This window comes from Bradyrhizobium sp. 172 (assembly GCF_023101065.1).
GTDB classification, from domain to species: domain Bacteria; phylum Pseudomonadota; class Alphaproteobacteria; order Rhizobiales; family Xanthobacteraceae; genus Bradyrhizobium; species Bradyrhizobium canariense_D.
In genome coordinates this window covers 1,167,466-1,181,832 of the sequence record NZ_CP064701.1, presented here as the reverse complement: position 1 = coordinate 1,181,832, position 14,367 = coordinate 1,167,466, and the positions used below count along the sequence as shown (strand labels likewise).

The 14,367-nt window shown below is 64.7% G+C and carries 16 protein-coding genes and 1 riboswitch; of the genes, 10 read left to right on the top strand and 6 right to left on the bottom strand.

From position 1 onward, the window contains the following. Positions 1-32: 32 nt before the first annotated feature. Positions 33-752 carry a 50S ribosomal protein L25/general stress protein Ctc gene (locus IVB07_RS05580; RefSeq protein ID WP_018453521.1) on the bottom strand — a complete coding sequence of 240 codons (720 nt, stop codon included), beginning with the start codon at positions 750-752 and terminating at the stop codon, positions 33-35. 183 nt (positions 753-935) lie between these two features. Then, positions 936-1,187, bottom strand: coding sequence for an accessory factor UbiK family protein (locus IVB07_RS05575; RefSeq protein ID WP_007596812.1), 252 nt, complete (start codon positions 1,185-1,187; stop codon positions 936-938). 169 nt (positions 1,188-1,356) lie between these two features. Here IVB07_RS05575 and IVB07_RS05570 point away from each other — a divergent pair, with 169 nt between their 5' ends. From IVB07_RS05570 to IVB07_RS05535, 8 genes are all read left to right on the top strand, one after another. Further along, positions 1,357-2,094 (top strand): dienelactone hydrolase family protein, encoded by a 738-nt coding sequence (locus tag IVB07_RS05570; protein ID WP_018453519.1) that lies wholly within the window; start codon positions 1,357-1,359, stop codon positions 2,092-2,094. 8 nt (positions 2,095-2,102) lie between these two features. After that, entirely contained in the window at positions 2,103-2,948 is an 846-nt protein-coding gene (lgt, locus tag IVB07_RS05565; protein WP_018453518.1) for a prolipoprotein diacylglyceryl transferase, read from the top strand. Positions 2,949-2,969: 21 nt separating this feature from the next. Continuing rightward, complete coding sequence (locus IVB07_RS05560; protein WP_247360972.1) at positions 2,970-4,088, top strand: SAM-dependent methyltransferase; 1,119 nt, start codon at positions 2,970-2,972, stop codon at positions 4,086-4,088. Next, a complete protein-coding gene (gene pgeF / locus IVB07_RS05555; protein WP_018453516.1) occupies positions 4,085-4,852 on the top strand; it encodes a peptidoglycan editing factor PgeF in 768 nt (255 codons plus the stop codon). The genes IVB07_RS05560 and pgeF overlap by 4 nt, the downstream gene beginning before the upstream one ends. A 113-nt stretch (positions 4,853-4,965) precedes the next feature. Then, positions 4,966-5,574 carry a hypothetical protein gene (locus IVB07_RS05550; protein WP_018453515.1) on the top strand — a complete coding sequence of 203 codons (609 nt, stop codon included), beginning with the start codon at positions 4,966-4,968 and terminating at the stop codon, positions 5,572-5,574. A gap of 193 nt (positions 5,575-5,767) precedes the next feature. Then, positions 5,768-6,721 carry a ribose-phosphate pyrophosphokinase gene (locus IVB07_RS05545; RefSeq protein WP_007614838.1) on the top strand — a complete coding sequence of 318 codons (954 nt, stop codon included), beginning with the start codon at positions 5,768-5,770 and terminating at the stop codon, positions 6,719-6,721. Between the two features lie 239 nt (positions 6,722-6,960). Beyond that, positions 6,961-7,989, top strand: a complete 1,029-nt coding sequence (locus IVB07_RS05540; protein ID WP_018453513.1) for a putative zinc-binding metallopeptidase — start codon at positions 6,961-6,963, stop codon at positions 7,987-7,989. Then, positions 7,986-9,020 (top strand): ATP-grasp domain-containing protein, encoded by a 1,035-nt coding sequence (locus IVB07_RS05535; protein WP_018453512.1) that lies wholly within the window; start codon positions 7,986-7,988, stop codon positions 9,018-9,020. Before IVB07_RS05540 ends, IVB07_RS05535 begins: the two co-directional genes overlap by 4 nt. A 75-nt stretch (positions 9,021-9,095) precedes the next feature. On the opposite strand, the gene IVB07_RS05530 is transcribed toward IVB07_RS05535, so the two are convergent. Next, positions 9,096-9,659, bottom strand: coding sequence for a 6,7-dimethyl-8-ribityllumazine synthase (locus tag IVB07_RS05530; RefSeq protein WP_026232546.1), 564 nt, complete (start codon positions 9,657-9,659; stop codon positions 9,096-9,098). A 76-nt stretch (positions 9,660-9,735) separates the two neighbouring features. After that, positions 9,736-9,893: riboswitch (FMN riboswitch) on the bottom strand. Between the two features lie 411 nt (positions 9,894-10,304). On the opposite strand from IVB07_RS05530, the gene IVB07_RS05525 reads away from it, so the two are divergent. Continuing rightward, positions 10,305-10,805: a YbjN domain-containing protein gene (locus IVB07_RS05525; protein WP_018453509.1), complete on the top strand. Its 501-nt coding sequence runs from the start codon at positions 10,305-10,307 to the stop codon at positions 10,803-10,805. 193 nt (positions 10,806-10,998) lie between these two features. Further along, on the top strand, positions 10,999-11,826 hold the full coding sequence (gene proC, locus IVB07_RS05520) for a pyrroline-5-carboxylate reductase (protein ID WP_018453508.1): 828 nt from the start codon (positions 10,999-11,001) through the stop codon (positions 11,824-11,826). 99 nt (positions 11,827-11,925) lie between these two features. Here proC and IVB07_RS05515 read toward each other — a convergent pair whose 3' ends face one another. The 3 genes from IVB07_RS05515 to hisS all read right to left on the bottom strand — a co-directional run bounded on the left by IVB07_RS05515 (position 11,926) and on the right by hisS (position 14,338). Next, positions 11,926-12,330: a hotdog domain-containing protein gene (locus IVB07_RS05515; protein WP_018453507.1), complete on the bottom strand. Its 405-nt coding sequence runs from the start codon at positions 12,328-12,330 to the stop codon at positions 11,926-11,928. A gap of 183 nt (positions 12,331-12,513) precedes the next feature. After that, positions 12,514-12,762, bottom strand: a complete 249-nt coding sequence (locus IVB07_RS05510; protein WP_256470640.1) for a tautomerase family protein — start codon at positions 12,760-12,762, stop codon at positions 12,514-12,516. 55 nt (positions 12,763-12,817) lie between these two features. Continuing rightward, positions 12,818-14,338 carry a histidine--tRNA ligase gene (gene hisS, locus IVB07_RS05505; protein WP_026232544.1) on the bottom strand — a complete coding sequence of 507 codons (1,521 nt, stop codon included), beginning with the start codon at positions 14,336-14,338 and terminating at the stop codon, positions 12,818-12,820. Between the last annotated feature and the right edge of the window lie 29 nt (positions 14,339-14,367).

Sequence of the window (14,367 nt, the reverse complement as noted above, 5' to 3'; positions counted from 1 at the left end):
GCGATCAGGGACCGCGCGCCAGCTTTGAGAGATTACTTCTTCTTGTCGCCGCCGGCGGGAGCCTTGGCAGCCGGGGCCTTGGCAGCCGCTGCCGGAGCAGCAGCACCCGCAGCCGGAGCAGCACCAGCCGCCGGAGCAGCAGCACCCGCGGCAGGAGCAGCAGCAGCAGCCTTCAGCTCTTCGGCGTAGCCGGACGGCGGCACGATGGTGACGAGGGTCGCGTCCTCGGAGGTCAGCGCCTTCACGCCGGCCGGCAGCTTGATGTCGGAGAGATGCAGCGAGTGGCCGATTTCGAGCGAACCCACGTCGGCCTCGATGAACTGCGGGATGTTCTCCACGCCGCACTCGAGCTCGATCGCATGCGCAACGATGTTCACGGCGCCGCCGCGCTTCACGCCGGGCGAACCTTCGGCCTTCACCACGTGCAAGGGAACGCTGATGCGGATGGTGGCGCCTTCGCCGAGCCGCATGAAGTCGACGTGGATCGGGAAGTCCTTGACCGGATCGAGGTGGTAGTCGCGCGGAATCACGCGGTGCTTGTTGCCTTCGAGGTCGATGTCGACCAGCGTGGTCAGGAACCGGCCGGCGAGGATGCGCGAGCGCAGTTCGCGATCGTCCACCGAGATGGTCAGCGGGGGCTGGTTGTTGCCGTAGATCACTCCGGGCACTCTCCCGGCGCGACGCTCAGCCCGGGCGGCCCCCTTGCCGCTCTTCGGACGTGCGGTCGCCTTCAATTCCTTGACGGTCGCCATAACGTTAAGTCCTTGTTTTTGCAAAAGTTAATGGGCCGCAACGCGGCCCATGGCATACGCCGCAGCAAGCCTCCAGGGGTGCGGGGGCTGCGGACGTGGCGGGCTTTTACCCGGAAGACGCGGAAATAACAAGGAGAATGGGCGGCCGGAAGGAACCGGATCGCCCGGAAGGAGCCGGCGGAGTTACCCGCCGAGCTTGGCCTCCAGCGCCGCGATGCGCGCCTTCAGGGCCTCGTTCTCCTCGCGCGCCAGGCGCGCCATATCCTTGACCGCCTCAAACTCCTCGCGCTTGACCAGGTCCATGTCGCGCAGGAATTTTTCGGCTTGGGTGCGCATCACCGTGTCGAACTCGCGCTTGACGCCCTGCGCGGCGCCGGCGGCATCGTTCATCAGGCGGCCGATCTCGTCGAAAAACCGGTTGTTGGTCTGGGTCATGTCGGTCTCCTGGCGGCTTTCGATGAACTCTGCGCGAACGCGCGGGGAGACAATGGCAATCCGATTGGGCGGGTTCAAGGGCCGATCGGCGGTATCCTTGTCATGCCCCGGTTTCCTTGCAATCGTATTCAACGTCCCTGCATAAGAAGAATCACAAAAGGCGCTCGAGATGATCGATCAGCAGATCGCGATCCCCACCAAGGACGGTCACACCGCAACCTTCATCAGCCATCCCGAACGCGGCGGGCCGTTTCCGGTCATCCTGTTCTACATGGACGCGCCGGCGATCCGCGAAGAGCTGCGCGACATGGCGCGCCGGCTCGCAACATCGGGCTATTACGTGATGCTGCCGAACCTCTATTACCGCTCCGGCGTGATGGAGCTCGGCGCGCTGCCGGCCGATCCGAACGCCCCGGAACGCAAGCGCATGTTCGCGCTGATGGGATCGCTCACGATCCCCATGATCATGGACGACACGCGGGCGTTGCTCACCTATGCCGAGGGCCAGGCGGCCGCGAACACCAAACTGATCGGTACAGTCGGCTACTGCATGAGCGGCCGCTACGCCGTCAACGCCGCCACGCATTTTCCCGATCGCGTCAAGGCCGCCGCTTCGGTCTACGGCACCCAGCTCGCAACCGACCAGGACGACAGCCCGCATCTGGCGGCAGCCAAGACCAAGGCCGAACTCTACTTCGCCTGCGCCGAGACCGACATCTACGCGCCCGCCGAGATCATCGAGAAGGTGAAGCAGGGCATGAGCGGCGCCAAAGCCGAAGTCGAGATCTATCCCGGCACCCATCACGGCTTCGCCTTCCCCAAGCGTCCGGCCTATCACCGCGACGCCGCCGAGCGGCATTGGGAGCGTCTGCTGGCGCTCTATCGCCGCAATCTCGTCCAGACATAGAAGGCGCGATGCAACTTCTGCTCATCGACTTTCCCGCCTTCAAGCCGATCGCGATCGAGATCGGCCCGTTCGCGATCCGCTGGTATGCCCTGGCCTATATCTGCGGCATCGTGTTCGGCTGGCTCTATGCGCGCTCGCTCCTGAAAAGGGAGCGGCTGTGGGGCGGCCCGGCGCCGATGTCGCTGGTGCAGATCGACGACTTCATTCTGTGGGTCACGCTCGGCATCATCCTCGGCGGCCGCACCGGTTATGTGCTGTTCTACAACCTGCCCTTCTTCATCGACCATCCCGCCGCGATTTTCAGGCTGTGGGAAGGCGGCATGTCCTTCCACGGCGGCTTCCTCGGCTGCGTCGTCGCGGTGATGTGGTTCGCCTATCGCAACCGCATCTCGATCCTGTCGCTCGGCGACATCACCACCGCCGTCGCTCCGGTCGGGCTGCTGCTCGGCCGCATCGCCAATTTCATCAACGGCGAATTGTGGGGCCGCGCCGCCGACCCGGAGCTGCCCTGGGCGATGATCTTCCCCAATGATCCCACCCAGCTGCCACGCCATCCGAGCCAGCTCTACGAGGCCGGCATGGAGGGCATTTTGCTGTTTGCCGCCCTCGCGATCATGATCCGCTTCGGCGCCCTGAAACGGCCGGGCATGATCCTCGGCGCCTTCATCCTGATCTATGGTTTGAGCCGGATCGCCGGCGAGCATTTCCGCGAACCGGACGTCCAGCTCGGCTTCCTCTGGGGCGGATTAACCATGGGCATGCTGTTGTCGATCCCGATGCTTATTGTAGGCCTCATACTTATTGTATTGGCAGTGAGGCGCGGTGCGCCCGAGCCCGTAGGGGCTATTCGTTAATTCCTTTTGAGAAGATAGGCCGTGACCGACCAGCCGTTACTCGACGAGATCAAGGCGCTGATCAAATCCTCGGGCCCCATGCCGGTCTGGCGGTACATGGAACTGTGCCTGATGCATCCGCGCTATGGCTACTACGTCTCGCGCGATCCGTTGGGACGAGAAGGCGACTTCACCACTGCGCCGGAGGTCAGCCAGATGTTCGGCGAGCTCTTGGGCCTGTGGACCGCCTCGGTGTGGAAGCAGATGGGCTCGCCGCAATTCCTGCGGCTGATCGAGCTCGGCCCCGGCCGCGGCACCATGATGGCCGACGCCCTGCGCGCGCTCCGCGTGCTGCCGCCGCTCTACCAGGCGCTCCACATCCACATGGTCGAGGTCAATCCCGTCCTCCGCGAGCGGCAGAGTGCGACGCTGTCGGGCGTGCGCAACATCGCCTGGCACGACAGCATCGACGACGTGCCCGAGGGACCGAGCATCATCCTCGCCAACGAATATTTCGACGTGCTGCCGATCCACCAGATGGTCCGACACGAGAACGGCTGGCACGAGCGCGTGATCGAGGTCGACGCCAACGGAAAACTTCAATTCGGCGCGGCGGCCGAGCCGACGCCGCGCTTCGAGGTGTTGCTGCCGCCTCTGGTGCGCGCCGCGCCCGTCGGGGCCGTGTTCGAATGGCGGCCCGATGCCGAGATCATGAAGCTCGCCAGCCGCGTGCGCGACCAGGACGGCGCGGCGCTGATCATCGATTACGGTCATCTGCGCAGCGATGCCGGCGACACCTTCCAGGCGATCGCGCGCCACACCTTCACCGATCCCCTGAAGGCGCCGGGCCAGGCCGACGTCACAGCCCATGTCGACTTCCAGGCGCTCGCGCGCGGGGCGGAGGACGTCGGCGCCCGCGTGCACGGGCCGGTGACGCAGGGCGATTTCCTCAAACGCGTCGGCATCGAGACCCGTGCAGCCGCCTTGATGCAGAAGGCGGCGCCTGACGTCGTCACCGACATTTCGATCGCGCTCAAGCGCCTGACCGAAACCGGGCGCAGCGGCATGGGTTCGATGTTCAAGGTGCTCGGCATCTCCGAGCCGCGGCTGACGGGCCTTGCGGGACTCAGCGATCTCGAACGCGCCGGAGACGATTCATGACGCTTGCCTCCTCGCTGCTGTCCGCGGTGCCCGGCCTGCGCCACGCCTTCTTCACCCGCGAGGGCGGCGTCTCGGGCGGCATCTATTCCGCGCTGAACGGCGGGCTCGGCTCCAATGACGACCAGGCCCTTGTTGCGGAGAACCGCCGCCGCATGGCCGAGCATGTCGGCGTCGCACCCGAACGCTTTCTCAGCCTGCACCAGATCCATTCGCCCGACGTGCTCGTGGCCGAAGCTCGGTGGCCGAGCGGGCCGCGGCCGAAGGGCGATGCGCTGGTGACGAAGGTGCCCGGCATCGCGCTCGGCGTCTCCACCGCCGATTGCGGACCGGTGCTGTTCGTCGATCCCAATGCGGGCGTGATCGGCGGCGCGCATGCCGGCTGGAAGGGTGCGCTCACCGGCGTGCTGGAGCAGACCATTTCGGCGATGGAAAAACTCGGCGCCTCGCGGAGCCGCATCATCGCCGCGATCGGCCCGCTGATCCGCCAGGACAGTTATGAAGTCGGCAACGAGTTCGTGGCGCGCTTCATCGAGGCGGATGGAGACAACGCCATGTTCTTCATCCCGTCGGTGCGCGAGGGACACGCGATGTTCGACCTCGCCGGCTTCATCCGCAAGCGTCTGGAAGCCGCGGGCATCCTGATGATCGACGATCTCGGTCTGGACACCTACGCCGACGAACGCTTCTTCAGCTACCGCCGCTCGGTACATCGCAAGGAGCCGGATTACGGCCGCCACGTTCACGCGATCGCGCTCGAAGCGTGAACACAAAGGCAACCCCGTGTCATTCCGGGGCGATGCCTGCGCGCGATGATAGTGGCCTGTGGCGCCCCCGCCCTAGACGTTAATGCGTTTTAACGATATCGCTGCCCTCCATAATGAGGGACGCGTCATTCATCTTGCGCCGCGCGGGTTCGCGCGTGCTCGCGGTCATGCTGCTGACGGCCGCGCTTGGCGGCTGTGCCGGTGGCGGTGGCGCCGCGAACTCCTATGCGATGGCGCCGAGCGCCGGCTCGGGGGCGACAGTCGCGTTCGAATCGATCGACGGGCCGCCGCCGCAAGTGTTCGACCGCATGGTCGGCGTGCTCGACAGCGAATCCAAGCTGCGCAGCCTGTCCGTGGTCTCCCGCGAGGGGACGGCTGCCTACCGCGTGCGCAGCTACCTCTCCGCCCAGATCGTTCGTGGCAAGACCGTGATCGCCTGGGTCTGGGACGTCTACGACGCCAACCAGCAGCGGGCGCTGCGCCTTTCCGGCGAGGAACCGACCGCGGCCAAGGGCGGCCGGGATCCTTGGGGCGCTGCCGACGACCTCGTGCTGCGGAAGATCGCCCAGGCCGGATTCAGCGGACTTTCCAACATGATCAACGGTACACCGGATGCGCCGAACTCGGCGCCCGGCTTGCGCGGGCCGGCCGTGGCGAGCGTGATCCCGGAGGCTCCATTGGCCGACATGCCGGCCTCGGCGCTGGGCTATGCCGAGCGCTAACCCCCGCGAAACCACGGCCCCGTTTTCCGGCCAAACCGTTGGCCGGACTCGGGATTTCGCAGGGAAAACGTAGTGCCCCGGGTTGCCATTGCAGCCCCCGGCCTGATATTTCCTCGCCCGTCGTAACCGTGCTTCCAGTGGGTATTGTTTGATGTTGAACATCGTGTCCAGCAAAGCGCGGGAGGAAGCGTCCATGTCGGCCAAGAACGGCTCCATCAAGCTCGTCGCCGGCAACTCCAATCCGGCTCTCGCTCAGGCCATCGCGCAAGGTCTCGACCTGCCGCTGACCAAGGCGGTGGTACGGCGCTTCGCCGACATGGAGATCTTCGTCGAGATCCAGGAGAACGTGCGGGGCTCGGATGCCTTCGTCATCCAGTCGACCTCGTTTCCGGCGAACGACCATCTGATGGAATTGCTGATCATCACCGACGCACTGCGCCGCTCCTCGGCGCGCCGCATCACCGCGGTGTTGCCCTATTTCGGCTACGCCCGGCAGGACCGCAAGTCGGGTTCGCGCACGCCGATCTCGGCAAAACTCGTCGCCAATTTGATCACCCAGGCTGGCGTCGACCGCGTCATGACGCTCGACCTGCATGCCGGCCAGATCCAGGGCTTCTTCGACATCCCGACCGACAATCTCTACGCAGCGCCGCTGATGGTGCGCGACATCAAGGACAAGTTCGACCTCTCCAGGACAATGGTGATCTCGCCCGACGTCGGCGGCGTGGCGCGCGCACGCGGCCTCGCCAAGCGCATCAACACCCCGCTCGCGATCGTCGACAAGCGCCGCGAGAGGGCGGGTGAATCCGAGGTCATGAACGTCATCGGCGACGTCGCCGGCTACACCTGCATCCTGATCGACGACATCGTGGATTCCGGCGGCACGCTGGTGAACGCCGCTGACGCGCTGATCGCCAAGGGCGCCAAGGACGTCTACGCCTACATCACCCACGGCGTGCTCTCCGGCGGCGCGGCGGCCCGGATCACGAACTCCAGGCTGAAGGAGCTGGTGATCACCGACTCGATCCTGCCGACGGATGCGGTGAGCAAGGCCCCGAACATCCGCACGCTGCCGATCGCCAGCCTGATCTCCGACGCGATCGCGCGCACCGCGGCGGAAGAGTCGGTGTCGAGCCTGTTTGACTGAGGTTTTCGCCTCTGGCCGCTTGCGGAAAATCGTAGGGTGGGCAAAGGCGCAACGCGCCGTGCCCACCTTTTTTGTGGCCATGAAGACGGTGAGCACGCTTCCGCCTTCGCTCGTCGAGTTCCGGCGGACAAGTCGCTTTGCCCCCTACGGCCTCACGCGCCGCCGCCCCCCGGGTTGTTGCCAACGAGCGCCCATGACATCATCCGAATCCCGAGTCATCTCTGCCCTCTGGATGCCCGATGCCACGCCGGAAATTTGCCTGGGAGAAGCTGTCGGATGATGAGTTGCTCAAGCAACGCCTCTCCAGCCTGAGGGTTACGGTCGAAGGCACCTGGCTCGAGGATTGCGTCAGCGCGCTGTACGAGGAGCTCCAGGAGCGCGGCATCCGGCTGCGGCCGCACACCTGGATGTCGAGCGAATGGTTCAGTCCGGGCGGCGTTCCCGGCATCGCCATTCCGTTCTATCTCGCTCATCCCCGCCTGATGAAGCTCGAGAAGAAGATGATGTTCGACGTCGAGGGCGGAACCTGGCGTGAATGCATGGCCATCCTCCGTCACGAAGCGGGCCACGCCATACAGCACGGCTACCAGTTGCAGCGCCGCCGGCGCTGGCAGCAACTGTTCGGCCCGTCGTCGAAACATTATCCGCGCTATTACCGGCCCAATCCGGCCAGCCGGCGCTATGTCCAGCATCTGCGGCTCTGGTACGCGCAGAGCCATCCGGACGAGGATTTCGCCGAGACCTTTGCGGTGTGGCTGCGGCCCCGTTCGAACTGGCGGACACGATACGCCGGCTGGCCGGCGCTGAAGAAGCTCGAATATGTCGACGAACTGATGGGCGAGATCGCGGGCAAGCGACCGCTGATCACGACGCGGGAGCGTGTCGATACGCTGGGTCGGCTGAGCCAGACGCTCGAAGAGCACTACAAGAAGAAGCAGGCGTTCTACGCCTTCACGCCCCCCAAGACCTACGACCGCGATCTGTCCCGGCTGTTTTCAGCCGATCCACGGCATCACCGCTCGAAGCCGGCTTCGGCCCTGATCCGGCGGCACCGCGCCCATATCAGGCAGCTGGTGGCGCGATGGACGGGCGAGAATCAGCTTACACTCGATGCCGTGCTCGACGAGATGATCTCTCGCTGCCGCGAGCTCGATCTGCGTGCCGTCGGCCCCGAACAGAAGCTCGTTCTCGACTTCATCGTCCTCGTGACCGCCAAGACGATGCACACGATGTTTGGCCCGTCTCAACGAAAATGGATCGCGCTATGAGACGTCTGCGCATTCTGGTGCTCATGCATCCGGACTTCGTGCCGCCGGACTCCAGCGACGGACACACCGTGCAGGAGATCAACGCGTGGAAAACCGAATACGACGTCGTGAGTACCTTGCGCGCAGCCGGCCACGAGGTTCGACCACTCGGCGCGCAGGAGGAAATCAAGCCGGTGCGCGAGGCGATCGAGGAGTTCAAGCCGCACGTGGTGTTCACGCTGCTGGAGGAATTCCACAACAACGTCGCCTTCGACCAGCACATCGCGAGCTATCTCGAGCTGATGAAGGTCCCTTATACCGGGTGCAATCCGCGCGGCCTGACCCTGGCCCGCGGCAAGGATTTGTCCAAGACGCTGGTGCATCACCGCCGGATCGCTGCGCCGGCCTTTGCGGTCTTCCCGATGCGCCGCAAGGTGAAACGCCCGACACGCCTTGCGCTGCCGCTGATCGTCAAGAGCCTGAACATGGATGGCTCGTTCGGCATCTCGCAAGCCTCCATCGTCGACACCGACGAGAAGCTGGCCGAGCGGGTTGCCTTCATCCACGAGCGGGTCGAATCCGCCGCCATCGCCGAGCAGTTCATCGAGGGGCGAGAGCTTTACGTCGGCGTGCTCGGCAACAATCGCTTGCGCGTTCTGCCGGTCTGGGAGCTGAAATTCGGCAGCATGGGTGGCCGCTCGTCACGGCATATCGCCACGGAGAAGGCCAAGCACGACACCGACTATCAGGAGAAGGTCGGCATCGTCGACGGGCCTGCGAAGGATCTGGCGCCGGAAGTGACCGCCAGGATCCAGCGGGCCGCGAAACGCATCTACCGGGTGCTCGGCCTCGACGGCTATGCGCGCATCGATTTTCGTCTCACTGCCGACGGCACGCCATATTTCATCGAAGCCAATCCCAATCCCGAGATCGCCAAGAGCCAGGAGTTCGCCACGGCCGCTCTACATGACGGACTGAAATATCCGGCTCTCCTGCAGCGCATCCTGACGCTTGGGATCAGCCGCGCCAAAGCGGGGGTGTCACTGGGGTGATGACGGCGGCGATCGCCCTCATCCTTCGAGACGCGTTTCGCGCCCCTCGGGATGAGGGATGGTCGTTGCGCTGCGTTACACGATTCCCGCGGCGACCTGGCCGCGCAGGCGTTCGAGCCCGAGCAGTGTCTCCGCGCAGGCGGCTGCCACTTCGACGCCCTTGATGGCAAAATGCTTGCGGAAGAAATCGTAGTGCACCTCGGTCTCGTGGAATTGCTGCGGCGTCAGCACCGCGGAGAACACGGGCACCTCGGTGCGCAGCTGCACGTCCATCAACGCCTTGATCACGGTATCGGCGACGAACTCATGGCGGTAGATGCCGCCGTCGACGACGAGGCCGGCCGCGACGATCGCGGTGTAGCGTCGTGTCTTGGCCAGGATCTGCGCATGCAGCGGGATCTCGAACGAGCCCGGCACCTCGAACACGTCGACATGATTGAGGTGGCGCGCTTCTGCCTCCTTCGCGAAGGCGATGCGGGCCTCCTCGACCACGTCGCGGTGCCAGCAGGCCTGCACGAAGGCCACCCGCTGCGGTTTCGCGAAGCGCGGATGGTCGGGCACCGGATCTTGCGGAACCGGCGGTGGCGTTTGAGTTGGTTGGGACGTTTCGGCTTGGGGATCTTGCAACATCTGATTCATGGCTTTCCTCAGTTAAGGACCAGAATCAGGGCACACGGAACGACAAACAGCCGCATCCTGCGATGCGTCTGCCACCGACCGTTCTCTTTCATCCGGACTTTAACCGTCGGCTTCGGAGTTGCACCGAATCTGCTGACCCTTCCCCTCAGCAAGGCTTTGAGGAAGGCGCTCGCGGGCTTAGGCCTTACGGCCCTTACCGCCGGTGGGGACTTTCACCCCGCCCTGAGAACATCGGCCGCCCGGGATGAACGGCCTGACCGGAATATGACGCCGGTTCGGGGCCGCGGCAAGCGGGTTCCGCATGGGAAAACCGCATGGTCCCATGCCGCCATGGCGGTCCAGGGGGCACGCGACGGAATTAGCGATTGGCAGGCCTTTGGCGAATCCGATTCCGGTTTGTTCTTCTCCATCCGGTTCGGCCTCACCGGCGTTAATAATTGTGGCGGAGATGAGCTGTGGACGAACGAGTCCTGACTTGTGGACGGACTCGGCAGCCAGTTGCGCAGATTCCGCAAATCACATCAGTTGATCCGCGACAAGCCCGCGCTGATCCGAATGGATCGCCTTAGCAAGATTTAAGGGAGCGCGCGCCGGACCAACCGCGTGCGTATCAAAGACAACAAAAAGGCAAGAGGTCGAGACGGCATGTCCCTGCTCGAAGGCACCATCGATTCCAAAAACCATCCGCTCGCGGTGGTCGAGGATATCGCTGCCAGCAACAACTGGCCGTTCGAACGCTCCGGCGAAGACGAACTCACGATTGTCTCCAAGGGACAATGGACCGACTACCAGATCTCCTTCACCTGGATGGGCGAGATCGAGGCGCTGCATCTGGCCTGCGCGTTTGACATGAAGATCCCGGTTGCGCGGCGACCGGAGGTCCAGCGGCTCGTGGCCGCGGTCAACGAGCAATTGTGGGTCGGGCACTTCGACCTGTGGACCACCACCGGCATGATCATGCACCGGCAGGCCCTGGTGCTGCCGGGCGGGCTCATCGCCTCCACCGGCCAGTGCGAAGCCATGCTCGCAGGCGCCATCCACGCCTGCGAACGCTATTTCCCGGCGTTCCAGTTCGTGGTGTGGGCAGGCAAGTCCACGACGGAAGCCATGGACGCGGCCATGTTCGACACGGTGGGCGAGGCGTAAGCGCACTCAGCTCTCCAGCGCGTGAGGAAGGCGTCGCTCCCTGCTCGCCGTCGTCCCGGCGAAGGCCGGGACCCATACCGCGTGATTTCGCTTGTGGCACGCTGCTTGTTGCCAACACCTCCATCCATTAAAACCAGTTGTGGTTATGGGTCCCGGCCTTCGCCGGGACGACACTGAGTTTGTGGCAACGGCTATGACGAGCAACAACACTCTCGAGAACATCACCGGCACCATCCTGCTCGCCGGTGCCGGCAAGATGGGCGGCGCGATGCTGACCGGATGGCTTTCGGGCGGGCTCGATCCGCGCCGCGTCGCGGTGATCGATCCGCACATCTCGGCCGAGATCACCGCACTTGCCGCCAAGGGGATTGCGCTCAATCCTGATGTGACGACGGCAGGCCAGGTCGAGACGCTCGTCGTCGCGGTGAAGCCGCAAATGTTCCGCGAGGCCGGCGCCAAGCTGAAGCCATTCGTCTCCGACAAGACCGCGGTGGTGTCGATCATGGCGGGAACCACGATCGCCTCGCTCGAGGAGGTCTGCGGCGGCGCGGTGGTGCGCGCGATGCCGAACACGCCGGCCGCGATCGGTCGCGGCATCACGGTGGCTGTCGCCGCGAACAATGTCAGCGCACAGCAACGCGCGGTGGCCGATGCGCTGCTACGCGCCACCGGCTCGGTCGAATGGGTCAACGATGAGAGCCTGATGGACGCGGTCACTGCGGTGTCCGGCTCGGGTCCGGCCTATGTGTTTTTGCTGGCCGAGGAACTCGCGCGCGCCGGTGTCGAGGCGGGATTGCCCGAGGCGCTCGCGACAAAACTCGCGCGCGAAACCGTCGCCGGCTCGGGTGAACTTCTCCACCAGTCGGAGCTTGCCTCCGGCACGCTGCGCCAGAACGTCACCTCGCCCGGCGGTACCACGGCCGCGGCACTCGGCGTGCTGATGGGCGAGCCCGGCCTGCGCGATCTGATGATCCGCGCCATCGCGGCGGCGACGAAGCGGTCGAAGGAATTGGCGAAGTAAGAAAGTGTGCCGTAGGGTGGGCAAAGCGAAGCGTGCCCCACCCATTCGAATGCAATCGCGGAAAGATGGTGGGCACGGCGCTGCGCGCCTTTGCCCACCCTACGATTTCGAGCCTGCGGCTAGCCGCTTGTTGAACATCTCGACATTGACGAGCCCGCGCGCGTGGCGCCCTTCGCCGAGTTTTCGCGGGCCTTCGAAGGCCTCGACCTCGAAGCGGATGACGCGGCGCTCGACCGCGAAAACCTTCGCAGTGGTCCGCACCGTCGCACCGACGAGGGCTGCTGCAAGATGGCGGATATCGACCTCGGTGCCGACGGTGACCCAGCCCGGCTGAAGCGCCGCACGAATCGCATCGCCCGACGTCATCTCCATTTCCAGGATCATCATCGGCGTCGCATAGACCATCGGCATGCCGGGCACGAAATGCCCGACCGTGCGCTCCACCGGCACCACCAGCGTGCGCTCGGCGCTCATGCCGACCTTGATGAAGTCGCGTGCGTCCATGGGGCCTCCCCCCGTCGTCCTGGACAAGCGCAGCGAAGCGGAGCGCCGATCCAGGACCCATTACCCCGACCCAACATTGTCATGCGCGGTCTAAACCACGACCTGCTGCGACAACTGCCGCTTGGGGTAATGGGTCCTTGGCTTTCGCCAGGACGACCTTTGTGGTTGCCGAACCAGCGCCGGCTACTTCTTCGCAGCCGCCGCGCGCTCCACGAACGTCTTGCCGCCCTTCATCTTGTGGCGGAGCGGGGCTTCATTGATCTGGATGACGACGGCGTCGGCATCGACGCCGAGATTCTTCACCAGTGCCTGGGTGATGTCGCGCATCATGCCGGCCTTTTGTTCGTCGGTGCGGCCTTCGGCCATGCTGACAGTGATCTCAGGCATTTTTCTCTCCCTTGGGGCCGGACGCCGGCCATTGACGGGCGCCATCAAACAGGAGGTAGATGTCCGGGACAAGCCCGGGCATGGCGACGTCAGCGAATGGCTAGCCCCAGCTCACGTCATGCCGCGCCAACACCTCGCGCACTTTGGCGACGAGGTCGGCCTCGCTGCACGAGAACTGCGCCGGGCGGCTCTCGCGCCATTCCTGGTTGGAAGCGATCGCGGCCGCCGCCTTCGCGCCCTCGATCAGATCCTTGATCTGCACCTCGCCACGCGCTTTTTCATCCGAGCCCTGGATGATGACGCAGGGCGCATTGCGGCGATCGGCATATTTGAGCTGGTTGCCCATGTTCTTGGGATTGCCGAGATAGAGTTCGGCGCGAATGCCGGCGGTTCGCAACGATGCGACCATCTTCTGATAGTCGGCGACGCGGTCGCGGTCGAACACGGTGACGACGACGGGGCCGAACTCGGGCCGCGTGTCGAGCTTGCCAAGCAGAGTCAGCGCGGCCTGAAGCCGCGACACGCCGATCGAGAATCCGGTCGCCGGCACCGGCTCGCCGCGAAAGCGCGAGACGAGACCATCATAGCGGCCACCACCGCCGACCGAGCCGAAGCGGACCGGGCGGCCCTTGTCATCCTTGGTCTCGAGCAGCAATTCGACCTCGTAGACGGGGCCCGTGTAATATTCGAGACCGCGCACCACGGAGGGATCGATCTTGATGCGGTCCGCGCCGTACCCCGACGCCGTCACCAGTTTCGCGATCTCTTCCAGCTCGCTCACGCCGGCCTGACCGACTTCGCTCTTGGCGAGATAGACCTCCGCCGCGGCGATCGCCTCTTTCCAATCGTCGCGCGGTTTGGTGATGGCGAGAACGACGTCAGCCTCCGACGCGCTCAAATTGGCGCCCTTCGTGAAGTCGCCCTTGCCTTCTTCGCCGCCATCCCATCTACCGGGACCGAGCAGTTTGCGAACTTCCTCGGCGGGAAATTTGTCGAGCTTGTCGATCGCGCGCAGCACCGTCAGTCTGCGTGCTGCGTTCTCTTCGCCGCCGAGCCCGATGGCTTCCAGAACGCCGTCGAGCACCTTGCGATTGTTCACCTTGACGACATACGAGCCGCGCGCAATGCCTAGCGCTTCCATCGTGTCCGCGGCCATCATGCAGATCTCCGCGTCCGCCGCCGGCGTGGCCGATCCCACCGTATCCGCATCGAACTGCATGAACTGGCGGAAGCGGCCGGGGCCGGGCTTCTCGTTGCGGAAGACGTAGCCGACGCGGTAGCTGCGGTAGGGCAACACAAGACCGTCGGTCCCGTATCGCTCGCCGACATAGCGGGCGAGCGGCGCGGTCAAATCATAGCGGAGGCTGATCCACTGCTCGTCGTCGTCCTGGAACGAGAACACGCCCTCGTTCGGACGATCCTGGTCGGGCAGGAACTTGCCGAGCGCGTCGGTGTATTCCATCGCCGGCGTTTCCACCGGCTCGAACCCGTAGAGTTCGTACACGGTCCGGATCTTTTCCACCATCTCGCGCGTCGCCCGGATCGCGGCGGGATCGCGATCCTCGAGCCCGCGCGGCAGGCGCGCCTTCAGTTTCTGGGATTTTTTGGGTTTTTCGGCCATGCGCGGCATTTACCAGCCGACGCGTGATG